At 34.8% G+C, this 19,181-nt stretch carries 20 protein-coding genes and 1 tRNA gene; 15 read left to right on the top strand and 6 right to left on the bottom strand.

The annotated features are described in order from the left end of the window. Positions 1-36 precede the first annotated feature (36 nt). The 6 genes from BM305_RS09450 (at position 37) to BM305_RS09475 (ending at position 4,434) form a co-directional block, all read left to right on the top strand. Complete coding sequence (locus tag BM305_RS09450; RefSeq protein WP_092560456.1) at positions 37-723, top strand: response regulator transcription factor; 687 nt, start codon at positions 37-39, stop codon at positions 721-723. 117 nt (positions 724-840) lie between these two features. Continuing rightward, positions 841-1,764, top strand: a complete 924-nt coding sequence (locus tag BM305_RS09455; protein ID WP_092560457.1) for an ABC transporter ATP-binding protein — start codon at positions 841-843, stop codon at positions 1,762-1,764. Next, complete coding sequence (locus tag BM305_RS09460; RefSeq protein ID WP_092560458.1) at positions 1,757-2,554, top strand: hypothetical protein; 798 nt, start codon at positions 1,757-1,759, stop codon at positions 2,552-2,554. The genes BM305_RS09455 and BM305_RS09460 overlap by 8 nt, the downstream gene beginning before the upstream one ends. Before the next feature lie 31 nt (positions 2,555-2,585). Then, positions 2,586-3,476: a sensor histidine kinase gene (locus BM305_RS09465; RefSeq protein WP_242940509.1), complete on the top strand. Its 891-nt coding sequence runs from the start codon at positions 2,586-2,588 to the stop codon at positions 3,474-3,476. Positions 3,477-3,578: 102 nt separating this feature from the next. Beyond that, complete coding sequence (locus BM305_RS09470) at positions 3,579-4,217, top strand: phosphotransferase family protein (RefSeq protein ID WP_092560460.1); 639 nt, start codon at positions 3,579-3,581, stop codon at positions 4,215-4,217. A 145-nt stretch (positions 4,218-4,362) separates the two neighbouring features. After that, positions 4,363-4,434, top strand: a tRNA-Glu gene (locus tag BM305_RS09475). A 47-nt stretch (positions 4,435-4,481) separates the two neighbouring features. Here BM305_RS09475 and BM305_RS09480 read toward each other — a convergent pair. The 5 genes from BM305_RS09480 to BM305_RS09500 form a co-directional block, all read right to left on the bottom strand. Beyond that, entirely contained in the window at positions 4,482-5,126 is a 645-nt protein-coding gene (locus tag BM305_RS09480) for a hypothetical protein (protein ID WP_092560461.1), read from the bottom strand. 3 nt (positions 5,127-5,129) lie between these two features. Beyond that, positions 5,130-5,768, bottom strand: a complete 639-nt coding sequence (locus BM305_RS09485; RefSeq protein ID WP_330393448.1) for an ABC transporter ATP-binding protein — start codon at positions 5,766-5,768, stop codon at positions 5,130-5,132. Then, the gene (locus BM305_RS09490; protein WP_092560463.1) at positions 5,768-6,580 is read right to left on the bottom strand and encodes a hypothetical protein; all 813 of its coding nucleotides are present in this window, start codon (positions 6,578-6,580) and stop codon (positions 5,768-5,770) included. The genes BM305_RS09485 and BM305_RS09490 overlap by 1 nt, the downstream gene beginning before the upstream one ends. After that, entirely contained in the window at positions 6,580-7,242 is a 663-nt protein-coding gene (locus tag BM305_RS09495) for a hypothetical protein (protein ID WP_143099154.1), read from the bottom strand. The genes BM305_RS09490 and BM305_RS09495 overlap by 1 nt, the downstream gene beginning before the upstream one ends. A gap of 528 nt (positions 7,243-7,770) precedes the next feature. Continuing rightward, complete coding sequence (locus BM305_RS09500) at positions 7,771-8,346, bottom strand: N-acetylmuramoyl-L-alanine amidase family protein (RefSeq protein WP_092560465.1); 576 nt, start codon at positions 8,344-8,346, stop codon at positions 7,771-7,773. A gap of 260 nt (positions 8,347-8,606) precedes the next feature. On the opposite strand from BM305_RS09500, the gene rimP reads away from it, so the two are divergent. The 9 genes from rimP (at position 8,607) to BM305_RS09545 (ending at position 17,536) form a co-directional block, all read left to right on the top strand. Next, positions 8,607-9,098: a ribosome maturation factor RimP gene (gene rimP / locus BM305_RS09505; RefSeq protein ID WP_092560466.1), complete on the top strand. Its 492-nt coding sequence runs from the start codon at positions 8,607-8,609 to the stop codon at positions 9,096-9,098. Between the two features lie 106 nt (positions 9,099-9,204). Continuing rightward, on the top strand, positions 9,205-10,341 hold the full coding sequence (gene nusA, locus BM305_RS09510; protein ID WP_092560467.1) for a transcription termination factor NusA: 1,137 nt from the start codon (positions 9,205-9,207) through the stop codon (positions 10,339-10,341). A gap of 24 nt (positions 10,342-10,365) precedes the next feature. Then, positions 10,366-10,641: an RNase P modulator RnpM gene (gene rnpM, locus BM305_RS09515; RefSeq protein WP_092560468.1), complete on the top strand. Its 276-nt coding sequence runs from the start codon at positions 10,366-10,368 to the stop codon at positions 10,639-10,641. Next, positions 10,628-10,930: a L7Ae/L30e/S12e/Gadd45 family ribosomal protein gene (locus tag BM305_RS09520; RefSeq protein WP_330393449.1), complete on the top strand. Its 303-nt coding sequence runs from the start codon at positions 10,628-10,630 to the stop codon at positions 10,928-10,930. The genes rnpM and BM305_RS09520 overlap by 14 nt, the downstream gene beginning before the upstream one ends. A gap of 12 nt (positions 10,931-10,942) precedes the next feature. Continuing rightward, complete coding sequence (gene infB / locus BM305_RS09525) at positions 10,943-14,260, top strand: translation initiation factor IF-2 (protein WP_092560469.1); 3,318 nt, start codon at positions 10,943-10,945, stop codon at positions 14,258-14,260. Continuing rightward, positions 14,260-14,682 (top strand): 30S ribosome-binding factor RbfA, encoded by a 423-nt coding sequence (gene rbfA, locus BM305_RS09530; RefSeq protein ID WP_092560470.1) that lies wholly within the window; start codon positions 14,260-14,262, stop codon positions 14,680-14,682. The genes infB and rbfA overlap by 1 nt, the downstream gene beginning before the upstream one ends. Continuing rightward, the gene (locus tag BM305_RS09535) at positions 14,666-15,631 is read left to right on the top strand and encodes a DHH family phosphoesterase (protein WP_092560471.1); all 966 of its coding nucleotides are present in this window, start codon (positions 14,666-14,668) and stop codon (positions 15,629-15,631) included. Before rbfA ends, BM305_RS09535 begins: the two co-directional genes overlap by 17 nt. A 50-nt stretch (positions 15,632-15,681) precedes the next feature. Further along, complete coding sequence (gene truB / locus BM305_RS09540) at positions 15,682-16,578, top strand: tRNA pseudouridine(55) synthase TruB (protein ID WP_092560472.1); 897 nt, start codon at positions 15,682-15,684, stop codon at positions 16,576-16,578. Positions 16,579-16,600: 22 nt separating this feature from the next. Continuing rightward, entirely contained in the window at positions 16,601-17,536 is a 936-nt protein-coding gene (locus BM305_RS09545; RefSeq protein ID WP_092560473.1) for a bifunctional riboflavin kinase/FAD synthetase, read from the top strand. On the opposite strand, the gene pdxR is transcribed toward BM305_RS09545, so the two are convergent. Continuing rightward, positions 17,508-18,917, bottom strand: a complete 1,410-nt coding sequence (gene pdxR / locus BM305_RS09550) for a MocR-like pyridoxine biosynthesis transcription factor PdxR (RefSeq protein ID WP_092560474.1) — start codon at positions 18,915-18,917, stop codon at positions 17,508-17,510. The two genes, BM305_RS09545 and pdxR, sit on opposite strands and share 29 nt — an antisense overlap. Positions 18,918-19,181: the final 264 nt, after the last annotated feature.

Here is a 19,181-nt window from a genome sequence, read left to right on the forward strand (position 1 = left end):
AAGATACAGCTGCTTTCCATGTAATGGGAGGTTAAAATGGAAAAGATATTAATTATAGAGGATCATAAAGATGTCAATATGTTGTTAGCGGAAACACTGGAGCAGGAAGGATATGAGGTAATATCAGTATTTGATGGGATTTCAGGAACAAAGACATTAAAAAATGAAGTGTTTGATTTGATATTACTAGATATTATGCTTCCATATAAAAGTGGAGATGCAATATTAAAAGAGTTGAGATGTTTTTGTGAAACGCCTGTTATCATTATTTCAGCCAAAGATATGGTGGGTACAAAAATCGATTTTTTAAAGCTGGGGGCAGATGATTATATTACAAAGCCTTTTGATTTAGGAGAAGTGGCAGCTCGTGTGGCAGCAAATTTGCGTCGTTTTCAAAAACAAAGAAAAATAGAAGCTGTTTTTACATATAAAGATATGGTTTTGGATGAAAATACAAAGCGAATTACTTTGTCAGGCAATGAATTAGATCTGACGTCAAAGGAGTATCAGATAATAGAACTTTTGATAAAAAGTAAGGGTAAAGTGTTTTCTAAGGCAAATATATATGAAGATATATGGAAGGAAGAATATTTGGGAGATGATAATGCTGTGAAGACTCATATAAGCAATCTTCGTAATAAATTAAAGAAAATAAATCCTTGTGAGGAGTATATTGAGACAGTATGGGGGTTGGGATATCGTTTGTATAAAGAGAGAGAGTAAACATAGACGATTTGAAAAGTTATCCCTTTCTTAACTGTTTTTCCGGTATACTTAACTTTTTCTAAACCTTTTGCTATTAAAATGTTACTATAAGATACGGGAAGGTAGGAGGTAATGATGAAAGAGTATGTTTTGAAAACAATGAATGTCTCAAAAAGTTTTCGCAACTTTTGGGCATTAAAGGATGTTTCCATTACATTGGAGGCAGGTAAAATATACGGCTTAATTGGTCAGAATGGAGCTGGAAAAACCACTTTAATGAAAATGATTGCGGGACTTAGTTTTCCCACAGCAGGAACAATAGAATTATTTGGGCATTCAAATCAGAAGGAAAGGCAGTCTGCATTAAAGCGCATAGGTTGTTTAATTGAATACCCTGGTGTAGAAGGAAAATTATCTGCTTCAGAAAATCTAAAAGTTCACCGAATAATGAGAGGGATTCCTAATAAGGAACTGGATCAGGAGCTTCTTGAACTGGTAGGACTTAAGGGGGTTGGGAAAAAGAAAGTAAAAGATTTTTCTTTGGGGATGAAGCAGCGGCTTGGAATTGCCATTGCACTATTAGGAAATCCAGAATTTTTAATTTTAGATGAACCAATCAATGGATTAGATCCGCTGGGTGTAGTAGAAATACGAAAACTAATTAAGCGGATGTGTGAGGAAAAGAATATGACAATTCTAATATCTAGTCATAACCTGCCGGAGTTATTCCAAACTGCCACAGACTATATTATTATTGATAAAGGGGAAATAAAGAAGACATTGACTCAGGAAGAGCTGGAAGACAGCTGTCAGCATTATATCAGGATTGAATGCCGTGAACCTGAGAAGCTGGCGGAGGTATTGGAATCAAAGCTAAAGACTGTGAACTATAAAGTGATGCAAGATAAAAGTATTCAGTTGTATGAATATTTGGAAGAAAAAGAATATGTAGCAAAAACTATTTTTGAAAATGGGATTATTCCAACTCATTTTTCTGTCAGAGGAGATACATTAGAAAATTATTTTATTTCTGTAATAGGGGGAGAACAAAATGATTAATTTAATCTATGGAGATTTATATAAACTTAGAAAGTCTGGGGCTGCCAAAGTATGTTTTTTGATTTCGTGCGTATGTGCCTTTTTTCTGATTTATATTGCACATAAAATCTTTGCTGGAGACTTAGATGCTTCTGTGGGAGGCAGTGCATCTGGTTTGGGAGACATTGTAATTGTTTCTGTTCTCGGACCGTTTATGGCAGGAACTTTTATTTGCCATGATTTCAATTCAAAAACAATACATGACGCAATAGCTTGTGGAAATGGAAGAAGCAATGTAATTATTAGTAAAGCCATTGTATATATGCTGGCAATTGCAGCATTAGTGATTCCCTATGCGGCAGCAATTGTTACAGCGTATGGAATGGGGATCGAGATTGGGATGCCATTTGTAATATCCCCCTTTTTAAATATTTTGTCGGAGATAGGTGGTACGCAGGTAGAAGTAATTAAAATTTGCAAAATAATTGTTCTTTCGTTTATCGCCATGCTGGTTCATGGAGCAAGACTAAGTTTTTGTATTCCTCTTGCGTTTAAAATGAGAAAAACAGGAATTATAATATTGATTGCAAATGTAGTTTGCTTTCTAATTGATTTGGTGATAAGGTTATTAGATGAGATTCCGCTAATAGGAAGCATCGTGAAATGGACACCATATGCTGCCGGTATATTTAACGTAACAATGAAAACTTCTGCTGGAGAATTGTTAAAAATAACAGGTATCAGTATCGGATTTTACGCAATTATGATTGCCGTTACATATGTTCTTTTCCGAAAAGCGGATATTAAATAAATGCAGAGCAGGTGAAAGGATAAGTTCTATCGTGTCTTATATTATAGGAATTCTAAGTACTATTATAGTTATATTAGTGGTGTATATAAATGTGCTAAAGCTGCAAATACGCCGAATCAGTTTTCAATTAGAAAAACGGCTGCGAGAGCAGACCAGGCAGCCAGTCAGTCTGGAATTAATACATTCGGAACTGAATCAGCTGGTTGTGAATATGAATAAGTGTCTGGAAGCAGAGGAAGTCTTTCGGCTGAGAGGAATACGTGAAGAAAAGCAGTTTAAGGAGTTGATTGCTAATATATCTCACGATTTAAGAACACCACTTACAGCGATAAAGGGGTATCAGCAGCTGCTGGAACAGGAGTCATTATCAGAGGGACAGCAGCGAAAGCTTAAAATTGCCAGAAAGCATACCGAAGAACTGGGACAGCTGATAGAACATTTTTTTGAATATTCTTACCTTATAAATGCAGAACCAGATATTCATTTAGAGAAAATAAACTTAACTAAGCTGGTAACAGAGTGCTTATTGGCAGTGGTCAATACATTAGAAGAACGTCAACTATCGCTTTCTTTTAATGATTCAAAGCAGGTCTTTGTAACTGGCGATAAAGAAATGGTGCTGCGAATTGTTCAGAATTTAATTAGGAATGCTATGCAGCATTCGGATGGACAGATTGAGATAAGTATAATGGCTGATAGGGATGTAACACTATCTTTTCGAAACCCAGTGAGACAATCGGTCTCTATCGATGTAACTAGAATTTTTGACCGATTTTACACAGGAGATAAGTCAAGGAGCGGTTCCACTGGACTTGGATTATCTATAGTAAGGCATCTGGCAGAACAACTTGGAGGAAGTGTCCAGGCTGGCATGAGTAATGAAGTATTAGAGATCCAGGTTATATTTAAAAAAGATGAATAATAAACATAGGGAGTGTTTTTATAACGTTGCCTATGACATTACATTAGAGAACGGGGAAGAGGTTATTTTGAAAATTGCTCCGCCGCCGCAGAATATTTCTTTATGGAAAAACTAGAAGGAAAAAGTTTGAATTCTATCTATAATGAGTTGAATGAAGAAGAAAAAGCAGGAATACAACAGCAGATTGGCAGATACTCGGCAATGCTGAATCAGCTAGAGGGAGAACGGTTTGGGTATTATGGGCAGCCAGACAAACAAGGAGAAAACTGGTTTCATGTTTTTAAAAGTATGATAGATGATACGGTTTATGATGCAGAGAGAAAGAATGTTGATCTCAGGATATCAGTGGAAGAATTGCATGATTTACTAGGAAGAGACAGGCGTTATTTTGAAGAAGTTGTTACACCAAAGTTTGTTCATTGGGATTTGTGGCTGGGAAATATTTTTGTGAAAAATAACAGAATCACTGGACTGATAGATTTTGAACGTTGTATGTGGGCTGACGTGTTAATGGAAGTTGGGTTTCGGACACATGATTGTGATAAAAGTTTTTTGGAGGGATATGGAATATGTGAACTTTCTAAAAATCAGAAGATTAGAGCAAAATGGTATGATATTTATTTGTTTTTAATTATTTCCTTAGAATCTGACTATAGAAATTATGAAACAAGGGATCCTTATTTTTGGGCTACAGACAGGCTTATTCAAAGGTTAAGTGAGGTGCAGGATGAAAAATTTTAAAAATGCTACAGAAGAAACAGCTGGTATGTGAGTAGCTGTCAGAGGATAAACATTGACAAAACAGCATAATGCAATTAATTTAAAAAAAAATAAAAAAGTACTTGCATTTTTCTTTGTTTTGTTGTATCATATGTCTTGTCCTTGAGGCCTGTTGGTCAAGCGGTCAAGACGCCGCCCTCTCACGGCGGAAACAGGGGTTCGATTCCCCTACAGGCTGTTATGATATGAATACGTGCTATAAGATGCTCAGTAAGTATCCACTTGTTATTGTGGATACTTACTGAGTAATTTTTGTTTAAAAAGTAGTATTTTTTTTAATGACACTGAATCACCTACCATGAACTCGTTTTCTGATACAGAGGAATAGGGTACATATCTTTTGTTTTCAATAATGGTATTTGGAACATCTCTATAATTAAAAACAGGATTAATAAGCAATTCTGATATACGATATACATTATCTTTTGGGTAGGGACTGTTAATTTTTTCATCAAAAAATACTAAGTACTCATTGTCCTTTTTAAGTAAATTCGTAAAACCCAAATTTAATGTCATATCGTCTAAGTTAAGAAACATTCTGGTTGTTAGTATATCAATCTCTTCTCCTTCATTGATATGGGTGCCTTTGTAAACTTCGACTATTTGTACGTGCTGTTTAATAGTTTTTGCGGTATATTCTCTTTTGCCAGAAGCCTTGACTCTTAAAATAATAGGACTATTTGTAAGTAAATCTATGTATTCATCTAGTGAATCGGGAAGCATATCGTTATGTAAAGGAGCTACTGAAAATAGAAAAAGATTATTTTCATCTGCCATGATATTGGTATATTCTTGTTTCTTTATTAATCCTATTACTAAAGCAATTCCACATGCAATTATTATAGTAAGTTTCCATTTTTTTATCTTCATATCTTACACCACCTTATTCATAATCTGTCCATTATTCATAAAATAAACCTGATCAGCCAGAAGTTGAATATCTTCTTTATTATGGCTTGCAATGAGTATGAGAGCGCCACGTTCCTTTTCTTCCCTAATTATTTTTCTAATAAGCTCAACACCAGCATTATCCAAAGCATTCGTAGGTTCATCAAGTAAAAGAATATCTGGTTTTTCCATGATAGCTTGTGCTAATACAATTCGTTGTTTCATTCCTAAAGAATATTTTTTGATAATACGCTTATCGTAAGGATCTAAACCAACTCTGCTTATCGCCTCAGCAATCTCATTATCGCCAATTTTAGAATTAATTTGTGCTAGCAACTTTAGGTTTTTCATACCTGTAAATTCTGGGTATAAGCCTGCATTTTCTAAGATTATTCCCGTATTTGGCAAAATTGGAATGTCGCGGTGCAGTATTTTTCCGTCACAAGAAATTTCACCTGAATCTATTTTCATCAGACCAGATATTGCCCGAAATAGCATGGTTTTTCCTGAACCGTTGCGACCTACAATACCATATACATGTCCACCTTCTAAGGATAAGCTATTGTTTATAAGTATTTTTCTGTTTCTAATTGTTTTTGAAATATTTTTCACCAGTAGTTCCATTATATTCCTCCAGTTTCGTTATTTGTAATAATAAATTGTTTGTTATTAATAATGTTAATCCCGACAACAGTTGATATAAGAGCAATAAGACCTAAATAAGCAAAAGAAATGTTAAAACTAAAGTTAATATTCCAAGTGTTAATCAGTTTGTTTATATATGCTAATTTGCTGCTATGCCAGCTAATCACTAAATGCGAAATAGGGTTTAGTTGGAGTATGATTTTATTCATTGGCACATTATTTTCAAAGGGCATCCAAGTGTCAAATATAGTTAGCATCAATGTTAAAATTAGTTGAACTCCAGCAATAATTACAAACGAATATTGACTTCCTGCTACAATCGCAATAATATTTATACTAAGTGCTGCAATATAATACCAAAGAGAATAAATTATTAAAAAACAAATAACTAGGTATAAAGAGCCTTTATCAAAGTGAACTTCAAAATTTATTAGACAAAAAGCTGTACTCGCAGATGTCATTGTAAATAAATATAAAACTGAGTATCCGTATAGTTTTAACGCCTCTTTTAGAAACCATTTTCTTCTATTTGAACATCTTGAAAAAAAGTAAATTCCAGCGGAGCAAAAATGTCTATAAATATAAGTTCCATATATTATCTGAAATAAAAATGCAGGTATTAGTTTTGCGACCATTTCCATAATAGCAGTTATATAAAAAATAGGTTTGTAAAAGCTTAAAACAAAAATTAAGTCAGAAAATAATATGGGAACATTTGTTCTGGAATAGAATAAAGTCTGTAATATACCCATTACGATAGCAAGAACTAAGTATTTAGAATATATTTTCATTATATTGAATCCTTCCTTGCTTTATATACAACTAAAACTATTGATAATCCTGCAATAGAAAGAAGGCACATTAGATAACCAATAAAGCTTTTAGCTGTAATATTAAAAATATCAAAATAAAAATAGTAATTTGTTGAAAAGTTTATTTGTGGAATTATATCAGACATTTCGTTTAAAATATATACTAGTATATATACTGGTAAAAAAAGAAACGCCTTATATTTTAGCTTTATAGCTATTGAAACTGCCAAGGCAAAAGTGGCAAGTATGCCAGATGCAATTCCGAACATTACAGTAAAAATTATTACATAAATGCAAATAGAATATGAATATACGGATGGAAGTAACAATTTATGTACAGCTTCTAATTCAGGAATCTGATATTTACTCACATTTGATAAAAGGCCAGCTGCTTTGCCGGGAAATACAATGCAATTTAAAATTATTTCAGTTAAAAACGGAATTGAAAAAGCTAAAAAGGTTGTCCAAAAAGTAGCAGCCATTTTGGCTAAATAGTAATTAATTTTTCCTGCTCTAGACAGAATAAATACTTGTTCGTTACAATCCTGATCATAGATATATGAAAAAGCAGCAGGAATAATTACTATAATGGGATAAAATAGCATTAAAAAGTGGTAGAATGGGCTTCCGTTTGCTAACAACAGCAGTCTCATGGGATGATACATATCGGCAACATCTCGGCCTGCGTATTTGAAAACATTGTACAAAAAGTTTAGCAGCATATATCCAAAAAGCATTAGAAATAAAATATAAAAATTTTTTCTTTCAATAATCGTGTTATATTGCATTTTAAATGTTTTTATCAGCATTCTTTTTACCTCTTGTTCATTTGATATTAGAGTTTAATATAACCATAAAAAAATAAGAAGAGTTATAACAGTCCTAAAAATTAATTAGCTATGTTTTAATTACTATAATAATTTACTTCTGCATAAGCACTATAATCTGGATCGTTGCCTCTAAAGCAAACAGTTACGGAAGACAAGTTCAAGTAGCCGTCTTCTATGTATACTTTTGAATATCCACTGCCCTCTGTAAGTGTAACAGTATCCTCTGCAATAATTGTTCCAGAAGAGTTTTTTGTCCTTATTCTTACAACTCTTCTTATTCATATAATCATATTACCAATTATTACAATGTTTGTCAATTTGAAAAGAAAAAATATACTTTTACTGTGGAAGAAACCCAAAATAGTCTAAAATACCCATATAAATTCCCAGCGCAAATGGATAAGAATTATAATAAAGCTTTTGTGCATCGTTCCAGTTAGTCAGGTATCCAAGCTCAATCAGTAAAGCTGGCATGGCAGTTTTTCGTAATACATATAAGGTTGGAGCGGCAAAGATGCCATTATCCTTAGTACCGGCAAATTTGGTCATTTGCATCATAATCCGCTGTGCAAGCCAGTTTGCCTGAGTATAGTATTGATAAATATATATTTCGCTCCCATTTAATGCAGTATTTTCACTGGCATTGCAATGAATGCTGATAAAATAATTAGCAGGCCACAGGTTAGCGGCTTGGACTCTTGCATCTAAGCTGGTAGTATTACTGGTTCCTAAAACAGTTGTAGGTGAAGGTCTGGATAAACGTGCTTCAAAGCGTGGATCATTGTTTAAAAGGTTTGCAAGCCAGACGCCTGTTTGGTAGGTGATATCTCCTTCGTATAAACCGTTGCCTACAGCACCAGCATTTACATTTCCAGATGGATTATGTCCTTGGTCAATGAAAAATTTAATTGGCAAATGAATACGCCTCTTTCTATAAGTCATTGCTATATTTTATGCACTGGCGGGTAGGAAGTTACTGCTGAAAGTGGTTTCTAAAAATAAAACGCAAAAAAATAAAAAAACAGTTGCATTTATTGGAAAGAAGTGTTAGACTAGTATTTAGAGTACTTATGTATGATACGGTAGATTGATAGGAGTGGACGCAAGTTCACTCCTTGTGTTTATGTTCGAAGCTTTTTCTATCAGAATACTATTTTAAAGGAGTCTTTCAAAATATGAGTAACAAAGAGATTTATGAGAAGAAAACGGAAGAATTACTAGAACCATTAGTAGCAGAGCACAATTTGGAATTGGTAGATGTAGAATATGTGAAAGAAGGTTCCAGCTGGTATCTGCGTGCCTTTATTGATAAAGAGGGAGGAATTTCAATTGATGAGTGTGAAGTAGTCAGCAGAGCATTAAGTGAACTGTTGGATCAGCATGATTTTATTCCTGATTCTTATATATTAGAGGTGGGTTCTCCAGGATTAGGAAGGCAATTGAAGAAGGATAAAGATTTCAGGCGGAGTATTGGGGAAGAAGTTGAGGTAAAATTATATAAAGGTATTCCAACCATTCGAAAGAACAAGACCGTAGCAGTAAAAGAATTTACAGGGATTTTACAGGGGTTTGATGAAAATTCGGTATATATTGAATTAGAAGAGGGAACCTCTATGGAACTAGTAAGAAATGAAATTGCAATGATACGACTGACAATTGATTTTTAATTCATAAAGTAAAAGATTAAAACGTTATAACATAAAGACCAGTACAGAAAGAAACTGCGGCTTAATTAAGCAAACGTAGACAGGCGATTTAGGAGGATAAAGGAAAATGGATGCAAATAAGGAATTAATTGAAGCGTTAAACCAGATTGAGAAAGAAAAAGACATAAGCAAAGAGGTTTTACTGGAGGCAATGGAAAATTCCCTTGTTGCAGCTTGCAAAAATCATTTCGGAAAGGCTGACAATATTAAAGTAAACATTAATCGAGTAACAGGAGCAGTTAGTGTTTTTGCGGAACGACAGATTGTACAGAACGTAGTTGATAAAGTAACAGAAATCAGCGTGGAAGAAGCTATTTTAAAGTTTCCGCTAAATAATGTAGGGGATATTGTTCAAGTAGAAGTGACACCAGCCAATTTTGGAAGAATTGCAGCACAGAAGGCAAAGCAGGTAGTGGTACAGAAAATTCGTGAAGAAGAAAGAAAGGTACTGTACAATCAATATTATGGTAAAGAAAAGGACATTGTAACTGGTATTGTTCAACGTTATGTTGGAAATAACATTAGTGTAAATCTTGGTAAGGTAGATGCTATTTTAGCAGATAATGAACAGGTAAAAGGGGAACGGTTTAAACCTACTGACCGAATTAAGTTATATGTAATTGAGGTAAAAGATACTACAAAGGGTCCTAGAATTACTGTTTCCAGAACACATCCAGAACTAGTTAAGCGTTTGTTTGAGGCAGAAGTTACAGAAATCAGAGATGGTATAGTAGAAATTAAGAGCATCGCCCGTGAAGCTGGTTCCAGAACAAAAATGGCTGTGTATACATCTCACCCTGATATTGATCCCGTTGGTGCCTGTGTAGGTATGAATGGTGCAAGAGTAAATGCTATTGTAAATGAATTGCGTGGTGAAAAAATTGATATTATAAATTGGAGTGATGATCCTAAGGTATTAATAGAAAACGCTTTAAGTCCAGCTAAAGTAGTTTCTGTTGAAGCGGATGCAGAGGAAAAGAGTGCAAAGGTTGTTGTTCCAGATTATCAGTTATCACTTGCAATTGGAAAGGAAGGACAAAACGCACGTCTTGCAGCAAGATTAACAGGATATAAAATTGACATTAAAAGTGAATCACAGACAAAAGACACTTCAGAAGCAGAAGAAATACATGATTTGGAGGAAGTTCAGGAAGTACAGGAGATTCCAGATGTTTTAGATTTTTCTGAAGTGGAAGAAGAGTAGAACTCAGTTTGGGAGGTTTATGTAGTGAATAAGAAAAAAATCCCGTTAAGACAATGCACTGGATGCGGAGAGATGAAGAGCAAAAAGGATTTAATACGAATCATCAGAACACCTGAAGATGAAATTGTAATTGATACGACAGGAAAGAAAAATGGGAGAGGTGCCTATATCTGTAGTTCGTATGAGTGCTTTCAAAAAGCAAAAAAAACGAGAGCAATTGAACGATCTTTAAAAATCAGTATTCCAGAAGAGGTATATAACCAATTAGAAAAGGAGTTGAGAGCGATTGAACAAAGTTAAGGCTTTTTCATACATTGGCTTAGGAATGAAGTCAGGAAATGTGGCTTGCGGGGAATTTCTAACGGAAAAAGCAGTAAAGGAAAAGAGGGCTTTTTTGGTCATCGTAGCAGAGGATGCTTCTCAGAATACAAAAAAAAGTTTTACTAATATGTGTAGCTATTATAGTGTTCCAATTTATTTTATTGGCAGCAAGGATGAATTGGGGCATGCAATGGGAAAAGAAATGAGAGCTTCCTTGGCGTTCCTTGATCAGGGATTAGCGCGTGCAGTCGAAAAACAACTTTTATAGGAGGTAGGCAGTATGGCGAAAATGAGAATATACGAAATAGCGAAAAGTTTAAATATGAAAAGTACGGATTTAGTGAAAACTTTGAATGAACATGGATTCGAGGTGAAAAGTCCACAGAGTAATATTGAGGATGAGGCAATTGCTTTTGTTTTGAAAAACTTTGTTCCTAATAAGTCAGAAGCAAAGGAAAATCAGGCAGAACCTCCAGTATTGAAGAATCGGGATATTGTCGTGACACCTAATCTAAAAAAAGAAGCTGAACAGATAAAATCAAAAGAGCCGACAGGAACAATTCAAGAGGCTGATACTGAAAAGACAAAAGTTAAGAAGGTGATGGAAGGCCAAACAGAAAAGTCTGTTGTGGAAGATAAACAGGCTGTCTCTAAGGAATATAAGTCATCACCAGAACTGGGAAAAGTTACAAAAAAAGAAACTGTTGTGAATAAGCATGAATCAGAGAAAGTAGTGAAGAATATTAATACAAATACTATAAATAATTCAATGGATAGTGAAGTAAATACAGAAGTCGATAAAAAAGTTAAGGAACAAAACATTATTATACAGGAAAAAAGGGTAGAAGTGAAAGTGGAAAATAATAATAAAAATAGTAATGGGGAGCAGTACGAAGCGCATAGTATGGAGAAGAGTACAGAAAAAATGGAAGATAAGAAAATGGAACAGAGACCTACTCAGAACAGAGGAAATCAGACTGAAGAACAAAGAAATAACTCTCAGAAAAGCGATCAGAGAAATGATCAGAGAAATGGTCAGAGAAATGACCAGCGTAGTAATTATACCCAGAGAAATGGTCAAAGAAATGACCAAAGAAGCGATCAGCGCGGTAATAATACCCAGAGGAATGGTCAGAATGGTCAGAGAAATGACAACCGCAGTTTCCAAAGAAATGACCAGGGAAATTATAACAGAAACAATGATAACAGGAACAATGATAACAGAAACAATGATAACAGAAGTAATTATAATAGGAACAATGATAACAGAACCAATGACAACAGAAGTAATTATAACAGAACCAATGATAACAGAGGTTATCAGAGAAATGATAACAGAACTGGTGGTCAAACTGGTGGTCAAACAAGTGGTCAGAATGGTGAAAGAAAATGGGATAGACCTTTTCAAAAGCGTGGAGACAGACCTGTTGGCCAAGGAAATACTAATGGTCAAAGAACCTATAATGGAAATAACAATCAGAGAAGTGATAACAATTCCTTTGAAAAAAGAGACTCTAGACCAGCTGGGGAAAGAGGACCTATTAATAAAGACAGACGTGCTACCGCAAAACCAGGGGATCGCCTAGACAAAATGATTGCAAAGGCAGAAGAGATTCAAAAGCCTAATAGAACGCTGAATAAAGGTAAACGCCAAAAAGACAGTGTTTATAAGCAGAGTAAGGAATTTGGAGATGAAACTGATTCAATTAAAGCAAAGAGTAGTAAAAGACAAAATCTCAGTAAGGGCAAAAGTGTAAAAGAAGAAGTAGTAGTATTGAAAAAGGATCCGAATAGAAAAGGAGCTTTTATTAAACCTAAGCCACTTGCACCAGTAGTAGAAGAAGCAATTAAATCAATTGTAATTCCTGAGGTTTTGACGATTAAAGAACTTGCAGATAAAATGAAAATACCAGCAGCAGGTATTGTTAAGAAACTTTTTCTTCAGGGAAAGATGGTTTCCATTAATAGTGAAATTCCATTTGAAGAGGCAGAAGAAATTGCATTGGAATATGATATTATTACAGAATTAGAAGAAAAAATCGACGTAATTGAGGAGCTTTTGAAGGAAGAACAGGAAGATGAAAGTTTAATGGTAAAGCGTCCTCCAGTTGTCTGTGTTATGGGTCATGTTGATCATGGTAAAACCTCTTTATTAGATGCAATTCGTGAGACAAATGTTACAGAAAGAGAGGCAGGCGGAATCACGCAGCATATTGGTGCATACGTTGTTACCGTTAATAATCAGACAATTACGTTTTTAGATACTCCTGGACATGAGGCTTTCACATCTATGCGTATGAGAGGAGCAAAGTCTACCGATATTGCTATTCTTGTAGTTGCAGCAGATGATGGTGTAATGCCGCAAACAGTAGAAGCCATTAGTCATGCTAAAGCTGCGGGAATTGAAATTATTGTTGCAATTAACAAAATTGATAAACCAAGTGCTAATATAGAACGTGTAAAACAGGAATTGGTTGAGTATGAGCTGGTAGCTGAAGACTGGGGCGGAGATACGATATTTGTTCCAGTATCTGCACATACGAAAGAAGGCATTGATCAATTACTGGAGATGATTACCTTAACAGCTGAGATTATGGAATTAAAGGCAAATTCTGATAGAAATGCAAGAGGTATTGTAATTGAGGCACAGCTTGATAAGGGAAGAGGACCAGTCGCTACTGTATTAGTACAAAAGGGAACATTAAATGTTGGTGACCCAATTGCAATTGGTTCTTCTTACGGTAAAGTAAGAGCCATGATGGATGATAAGGGAAGACGTGTGAAGGAAGCTGGACCATCAACACCTGTAGAAATACTTGGATTAAACGAAGTGCCAGATGCAGGTGAGATTTGTATGGCAACGGAGAATGAAAAGGAAGCTAGAACGATTGCAGAAACATATATTAAACAAAGTAGAGAGAAGCTTTTGGACGATACAAAGGCTAAGTTGTCACTAGATGGTCTCTTCTCACAGATAAAGGCAGGAAATATTAAAGAACTTAACATTATTGTGAAAGCAGATGTACAAGGCTCTGTAGAAGCAGTAAAACAAAGTTTACTGAAATTAACAAATGAAGAAGTTGCAATTCGTATTATTCATGGTGGTGTTGGAGCAGTAAATGAATCGGATGTTGCCTTAGCTAGTGCATCGAATGCAATTATTATTGCATTTAATGTCAGACCAGATAATTCGGCTAAGGATTTAGTAGATAGAGAAAAAGTAGATTTAAGATTATACAAAGTAATCTATAATGCAATTGAAGACATTCAGGCTGCCATGAAGGGAATGCTTGACCCAGTCTTTGAAGAAAAGGTAATTGGTCATGTTGAAGTCCGTCAGGTATTTAAAGCATCTGATTTAGGAACAATTGCAGGTTCTTATGTATTAGATGGAAAGGTTTTACGTGGTTCATCTGCCCGCATTACAAGAGAAGGAACATTGGTTTTCGAAGGCAAGCTGGCATCTTTGAAGAGATTTAAGGATGATGTTAAGGAAGTTGCCGCTGGCTATGAGTGTGGTCTTGTGTTTGAGAAGTTTAATGACATTAAAGAAATGGATTTAGTTGAACTTTATATTATGGAAGAGGTGCCAAGATAGTGAGAAAAAACAGCATTAAAAATACAAGAATTAATGGTGAGGTTCAAAAAGAGTTAAGTGTAATTATTAGTATGGAAGTAAAGGATCCAAGAATTAATCCTATGACTTCTGTAGTTGCTGTAGAGGTTACACCTGACTTAAAATATGCAAAAGCATATATTAGTGTGTTGGGGGATGAAGAAAGTAAAAAATCCACATATGAGGGATTGACGAAAGCGTCTTCTTTTATCCGAAGCCAGCTGGCTAAGAGATTGAATTTGAGAAACACACCAGAACTTTCCTTTGTTATGGATCAGTCCATAGAGTATGGGGTATCCATGTCAAAAAAAATTGATGATGTAAACAAAGCTTCTAACAAATCAGAAGAAGATGCTTCTGATGTGGCGGAGGGAGACGAAGCAGAAAATGGTGAAGAAAATTAATGATGCAATTGAAAAAGCAGATTCCATCGGAATTGGCGGACACATTAGGCCAGATGGTGACTGTGTGGGGGCTTGTCTGGGTTTTTATTATTATTTACAGACCAAATTTCCTGAAAAGACAATTCATCTCTATTTGGAATATGTACAGGATGAATTTCAATTTCTTAAGTTTGCAGAATGTATTTTGACAGAAGCGGATGGAGAATTTTTAGAGAAGCCGTATGATATTTTTGTTTCCTTGGATTGTGGAGATGCAAAAAGATTAGGGTTTTCTGAACTGCTTTTTCATAATGCAAGGGTTACAATTAATATCGATCATCATGTGAGCAATCCTGACTTTGCAAAGTTGAACTATGTTCTTGCGGATGCTAGTTCAACTTGTGAGGTGCTTTACCATATTATTGATAAGGAATATATGGATACCAATTTAGCACAGGCATTATATACTGGCATCATACATGATACAGGTGTATTTAAGCATTCCAATACTTCCAGAAAAACTATGGAAATAGCAGGAGACTTAATGTCTTATCAGATTCCTTTTTCAAAAATAATTGATGAAACTTTCTATCAAAAAACCTATTTGCAAAACCAGATTTTAGGACGTTGTTTATTAGAAAGCATGATGATTTTAGACGGAAAATGTATTGTTTCCAGTGTATCGAAAAAGATGATGAATTTTTATGGAACTACACCCAAGGATTTAGAGGGGGTAATTGATCAGCTTCGTGTTACAAAAGATGTGGAAGTTGCTGTGTTAATTCATGAACTGGATACACAAAAATATAAAATAAGTATGCGTTCCAATGGAGAAGTAAATGTAAGTAAAATAGCAATCCTCTTTGGCGGAGGTGGACATATTAAGGCAGCAGGCTGTACATTATTTGGAACCTTACATGACGTAATTAATAATATCGGAGCCCAGCTTGCGGCACAATTAGAAAAATAAAGTGTGAATAAAAGGCAGGCTTTGGCTTGTTCAGACTGGAGAGCATAAATATGGATGGAATCCTTAATGTTTATAAAGAAAAAGGATTTACTTCACATGACGTAGTTGCAAAATTAAGAGGCATATTAAGGATGAAGAAAATAGGTCATACGGGAACTCTGGATCCAGATGCTGTCGGGGTTCTTCCAGTATGTCTTGGAAAAGGAACAAAGGTATGTGATTTATTAACAGAGAAACAAAAAACTTATGAGACAATACTTCAGCTAGGCGTAACAACAGATACCCAGGATTTGTCAGGGAAAGTACTTTCCGAAATAGAAGTGACAGCTTCAAAAAAAGAAATTGAAAAAGCTATTTCTATGTTTTGTGGAAAGTATATGCAAATCCCACCCATGTATTCTGCATTAAAAGTGAATGGAAAAAAGCTGTATGAACTTGCCAGAGAAGGGAAAGAGATAGAACGGCAGCCAAGGGAAGTATATATTTATAATCTGGTAATTCATAAAATTGATATGGATTTAAAACAGGTTTATCTGAAGGTTGATTGTTCAAAAGGCACGTATATCCGGACACTATGCCATGACATAGGTGAAAAGCTTGGTTGTGGTGGTGCTATGCTGGAATTAAAGAGGACAAGGGTAAGTGATTTTTTATTACAGGATAGTTATACTTTAAGTGAAATAGAGTTATTAATGAACCAAGGGAGATTAGCAGAAGTGGTAATTCCCATTGACAAGCTGTTTGAACAACAGAAAAGAGTAGTTGTTAGTAGTGAATATCAAAAGTATGTCGATAATGGAAACAAAATTAGCAGGAATTTTTTAGAAGAGCCTGTTTCTCTGGAAATAGGGGAACAAGTCAGAGTCTATGATAGTAATAAGAGATTTATCGGCATTTATCAGTCTGAAAAATTGCAGGAATTGAAGCCAGTAAAAATCTTTATTTAATATAGAAAGGCAGAAAGGTAATATGGAATATATCTGGAATACCACGGATTTTAAACTAAGTAATACAGCAGTTTCTTTAGGTAAATTCGACGGTTTTCATATAGGGCACAGGTTACTAATAGATTACGTAACATCTTTGAAGAGGAATGGATTGACAGCAGTAACTTTTACCTTTTTCGTTCATCCGAAAAACTTAATTAAAGAACAATCTATAGAGTTAATTTATACGGAAGAAGAAAAGTGTCTGAGAGCTAGCCGTCTCGGTACAGATATTCTTGTTTCCTATCCATTTCATACGGAAATCATGAATATGGAACCAGAAGATTTTGCAAAAGAGGTCATTGTGAAAAAACTTGACGCTAAAGTTGTTGTTGTAGGAAAAGATTTTTGTTTTGGAAAAAAACGTTCGGGAAATGTATCAATGTTAAAAGCATTTGGTGAAAAATATGGATTTGAAGTAGTTGCATTTGAGAAAGTTTTGATGGACGGTGAAGAAGTGAGCAGCACCCGTATCCGTAAAAACATATTAAACGGAAACATAGAATTGGTGAATAAAATGTTAGGGGAAAACTATAGCGTTTCTGGCGAGGTGATTTATGGAAATCAGCTAGGGCGTACTATGGGAATTCCGACAGCTAATTTCTTACCAGCTCAGGATAAGCTTCTTCCACCAAACGGGGTGTATGCCACCAAAGTAAGGGTAGATGATGAGGAGTATAGAGCAGTTACCAATGTTGGAAATAAGCCTACTGTTGGAGAAAAAAATTGTAAAGGTGTTGAAACCTATATTTTTGATTTTACCCAAAACTTATATGGAAAAAACATATCAGTAGATTTTTACACCTTTGTGCGTGGTGAAAAGAAGTTTGATTCTATTGAGGCATTAAAGGATCAAATTGAATTAGACTGTAATTTTGTTAAAGAATATTTTAAAGGTGAAACCAATTCTTCTGTTTAAACAATTCATATAATTCATGTATGCCTTTTTGAAGTTCAAATTCTGAAAGATTAGCAAAACCAATTAAAAAAGTTGGGGTATTGTCAGTGGGTTTCTGGATATAATGTTCCAGAAGTCCATAGAGACGTATCCCATTTTTTTTGGCTTCTTCAATAATCAGGTCTTCCGTTACGTTTGTTTTAAATTTTACAACCACATATAATCCAGCATTTTCGCCACAAATTTCCATATTGTCTTTAAAAATCCCCAGTGCCTGCATTAAAGTATCGTGCTTTGTTTTGTAAAGTTTTCTCATTCGATTTAAATGACGTTCAAAATATCCTTCTTGAATAAAATTAGTAATAATTGCCTGATCAATTCTTGATACAGTACATGAATAGTAAGAATATTCGGATTGATACTGAGCAAGAAGTGGTGTTGGTAAAACCATATATCCAACTCGAATGGCAGGAGCAATAGCACGGGAAAAGGTTCCTATATAAATCACTTTATCTTGTGGAGCAATTCCTTGTAAAGAGGGGATTGGTTTACCTGTATACCGGAATTCAGAGTCATGATCATCCTCTATAATATAGCGGTTTTCTTCTTCGCAGGCCCATTGAAGTAATTCCATTCTACGCTTGATTGGCATGACAATTCCAATAGGATATTGATGAGAAGGAGTCACATAGGCAATGGAAGCATTTGACTGGTATAATTTTTCCATAGATATGCCCATATTGTCTAGGTCAATGGCAGCTGTCTGATAACCCAGCCCTTTAAAGATACGATATGCTCTCATATAGCTGGGATTTTCCATAGCAATTAACTGATTTCTGGGGATTAGTATACTAATAAGCTGGAGAAGATAATCAACTCCGGCACCAATAATAAGTTGTTCTTCTGTACACCTTACACCACGTGACTGGTGAAGATAATCTGAAATAGCATGTCGAAGACGGTCATCTCCCTGATTATGACCAAGTAAAAATAAATTCTCATCTTGTGTAAGGCAGTTCTTGGATAACTGGCGCCAGGTATGATAAGGAAAATGAGTAAGGTCAACAGAAAATGGAGAAAAGTCATATGAATACACCTTTCTCTTTTCTGCTTTTAACTGTTTAGCTGTTAGCTTTGTCTGGTGATATTCTGCTAATCCATTAATTTGACAGATATAATAGCCACTTTTTTGTTTCGATTCAATATAACCTTCAGAAATCAGCTGGGCATAAGCCTGCTCAATGGTATTTCTGCTTACCTGCAAATGATTTGCTAGTCCTCTTGTAGATGGAAGCTTAGTCTGAACAGGAAGGGCACCAGATTGAATTTCTTTTTTTATATGCAAATAGATTTGTTCATATAATGGATGTTTGGATTTTACATTTAATGGTATTGTTAACATAAAAAACTCCTTTTTGGTATGATTGAATAGTTCAATAAAGTATTTATAGTAGTACCAGATTGCTTTTAATGTAGCATGAGTTTTGATTTGTGTCAATTGGTTTTTATGTGTTTTTGTGGGATTTTAACAATAATTTAAAATATTACAAAAATCTTACAAATCACAATATGAATTTACAGAAATGTACAAATATGATATAGTAATAGATACATATTCAAGAATTTGGATGTGCAAAAATCTCGGAATCAGTGTTTATAACAAAAA

Source organism: Anaeromicropila populeti, assembly GCF_900112775.1.
GTDB lineage: Bacteria > Bacillota > Clostridia > Lachnospirales > Lachnospiraceae > Anaeromicropila_A > Anaeromicropila_A populeti.